3 protein-coding genes are annotated in these 1,803 nt (G+C 41.8%); 2 read left to right on the forward strand and 1 reads right to left on the reverse strand.

Annotation, left to right across the window (positions count from 1 at the left end; all coding sequences use genetic code 11):
• The coding region (locus KCG35_RS25085; RefSeq protein WP_215822584.1) for a hypothetical protein at nucleotides 1-513 on the reverse strand (513 nt) is incomplete at its 3' end.
• A 636-nt stretch (nucleotides 514-1,149) separates the two neighbouring features.
• Between KCG35_RS25085 and KCG35_RS25090 the strand changes: the two genes are divergently transcribed.
• Together KCG35_RS25090 and KCG35_RS25095 are read left to right on the forward strand one after the other, a co-directional pair.
• Nucleotides 1,150-1,551 carry a transporter substrate-binding domain-containing protein gene (locus KCG35_RS25090; protein WP_215822585.1) on the forward strand — a complete coding sequence of 134 codons (402 nt, stop codon included), beginning with the start codon at nucleotides 1,150-1,152 and terminating at the stop codon, nucleotides 1,549-1,551.
• A 2-nt stretch (nucleotides 1,552-1,553) separates the two neighbouring features.
• A partial coding sequence (locus KCG35_RS25095) for a hypothetical protein (protein WP_215822586.1) occupies nucleotides 1,554-1,803 on the forward strand: 250 nt, incomplete at its 3' end.

Below are 1,803 nucleotides of genomic sequence, written 5' to 3' on the forward strand. Positions count from 1 at the left end.
GGCATCAAACAGCTGGCCCCCTTCAATACGAATGAATACGCCAGGCGTCTTCAACTGATACAGGCGACCACCACAGTGTAAAGGACAAGGATCACCTGCGGTATACTCAGGATGATTCAGAACAATGGTTTCTGCAGCGGTATAGGCCTCTGCTGCAATACGGCCATGACCTTTAATTTTAGGTGGCTGTTGATCATTTTTAGTGCTATCACCCGTATTAGCAGAGAGCAATGGGGTTTCACTATCATCATTAGCCGCTTCAGTGGTTACTGTCTCTGCAGATGTTATGTCTGGTTCAACTTCGTGGCGTTTCTCTGTTTGTATCGCAAACACTTTTTTCAGGTTATGAATACTGATTTTTGAGAAGGTGAGTTTTTGCTGAAGCCATAAACAGAGGTCCAATACACCGATGATAAGGGTTTTATGATCCTGGCTGAGCGATGAAGCGGTAATCGCCTGCTGGAGGTCCTGATAGGCTTCAGGAGATAAGGTTTCTATCTTGGGTGATTTCATTACAGCACGATACGACAGTTAATTTATTTCATTATCGTACTGAACCTGTTTTATTGTTGAATAGCCGTGATTGCCGATGAATTTTGTAAGTGATATTAATCGTTGTCCTTTTAATCGAAGTAAATAGAACGATCGCTTAATAATAAATAATTCAATAATGATTTACTGCACTCGATGCATTGTCCTTTTTAAGGATTATTATCAGTCAATGTGAGTTTAAAAAAAGACTGCTTCAAGCGGCCTTGAAGCAGTCTGCATAGGTTATTTATGGGAGAACCCCCACTGTCCTGTGCATGATCTGATGAAGTAGACCCCGGCCTTATTCATCAAACGGGTTCATTATGAGTATAGTGGTAAAATACTGGGTCGGATGTGCTTTAACAGGGAGAGTACAGTTTGGTACGGCGTAGCAATGAATTGATAATATAAAAACTACACCTTTGGCCTGCGCAATCAGGAATGAGCTGTTGTTAACAAACCAAAGGGTAGTTAGATGATGAAACCAATTTAAGCTTAATCGTACTGATCGTATTTTTCAATTAATAACGCCTGAAAACATGTTTATAAATACGAGGTGGCATTATAGGGTGATGGCTTATAGGGTTAATGGTAATGAAGCGTATTTTTTGACTGACTATGTGGAAAAATCTGGTTTTTGTATTATTGTTCCTGATACTACAAGCCGCTCGTGCTGAACCGATCCCTGTGACCTTATTAGGGGATTATAATTATTATCCGTACAGTTATGTTGAGCATAATAAATTAAAAGGCCTTTATCCCATGATTATTCGGCGCGTCCTCAGTCAAATGCCGAATTATTACGTCACCTTGGAAGGTGTGCCATGGAAACGAGGCCTTAAGCTACTGGAAACCGGTAAAGCGTTTGCCTTATTCCCACCGTATAAACATGAAGCCACACGGCCTTATATGGCCCCCTACTCAAAACCACTGCTTGCTGAAACCGTTGTCTCGTGTTTTGTCGGGCAGAAATACTCACAACCAGCCGACCTCGTTGGCCAGAGGACTATTATGGGCTGACGGTGGGTATTAACTTGGGATACAAACTCGGTGGTGATGCTTTTTGGGCCGCAGTAAAAGATCAAAAAATTGAGCTTAAGGAATATGGCAGTAATCGTTTGAATTTAATCAAGTTATTAGTGGCGGGGCAAACAGACTGTTATGTGAATAGCCAGCAAGCAATTTTACTGTCCTGGCGTCAACTTAAGCAAGAAAACTACCGCCAGATAGCACCTTTGGTAGAGGGCGCCATAGTCTCAGTAGAATACGGTT

The organism is Zooshikella harenae, assembly GCF_018837975.1.
In the GTDB taxonomy this organism is placed as follows: Bacteria; Pseudomonadota; Gammaproteobacteria; order Pseudomonadales; family Zooshikellaceae; genus Zooshikella; species Zooshikella harenae.